Source organism: Bacillus sp. JJ1474 (genome assembly GCF_036965225.1).
In the GTDB taxonomy this organism is placed as follows: domain Bacteria; phylum Bacillota; class Bacilli; order Bacillales; family Cytobacillaceae; genus Cytobacillus.
This window is the reverse complement of sequence record NZ_JBALPC010000141.1, coordinates 22,238-23,157: the sequence shown is the minus strand read 5'-3', so window position 1 is coordinate 23,157 and position 920 is coordinate 22,238. Positions and strand designations below refer to the sequence as shown.

Sequence of the window (920 nt, the reverse complement as noted above, 5' to 3'; positions counted from 1 at the left end):
TTGTAGTACTTCTCATCATTACTTTAATTTCAGTTTTTTCTCTTGTTATTATGAGTTCCACCGTAAATTCACGGATACACATTAATAATACAGAAAAAATAAACGTATCAACTGATATAGCTGAGATGGGAATAACGCACTATGATACCTTATTTACTAATTCTCTACATAATGCCTATAATGTGTCAGAAAACCTAACCAAATTATATGAAGATAGTAAGATTTACGAGACAATTAACAATAAAAAAACTGAGCGAAAACCAACACAGGAAGAAATTATTAAATACTTTAATGACAGATTTTGTGAAAACTTATTGGAAGGGAATCCTATAGTTAAGGAAGTATATTCTGGCAAGTTTTCGGTTGAAAATTATGAGTACAATATTAAAGTTTCTGAAGCACCTAGTGTAGGAGAATGTCAATCTAATAATAGTTTATTAATTGTTTTTACTAGTGAAGTTAAAAGTGATTCTAAAACTACAATTTTAACAGGGGAAATAACTGTTAATAAAGATAGTATCGGTCAGTCTATCGGGGAAAACTCCATACCTAAAAATACGATGGTAGTAACTAACTCTATAAAAGGTAAAAGTTTAACTTATAGTGATTCAGTAATATTTGAAAAGGCTGTAACTTTAATTGGAAACGGGAAAATAGATATAGGAGGAACAGCATTCTTTAAAGATAAATTAGTAATACTTGGATCAAAGGCAATAATTAATATCGATGGAGACGCTTACTTTTTTCAGTTAAATAAGAATAAAAATAAAGAGCTTGAAGATTTTAAAAAGCACAAGTTTTGCATTCGGGGAAATGCTTATATAATCGATGGATCAAACTTTATTCCTTTTGAAATTCCAAACCCATGTTCAAATTCACCTTTAGGAAAATGGAACGTTGATAATAAAACCTTTTCTGTT

General features: G+C 29.2%; 1 protein-coding gene. It reads left to right on the top strand.

Annotation, left to right across the window (positions count from 1 at the left end; genetic code table 11):
* Positions 1–920, top strand: a 920-nt coding sequence (locus V7164_RS16945; protein ID WP_335354677.1) for a hypothetical protein, incomplete at both ends; no start/stop codon positions are given.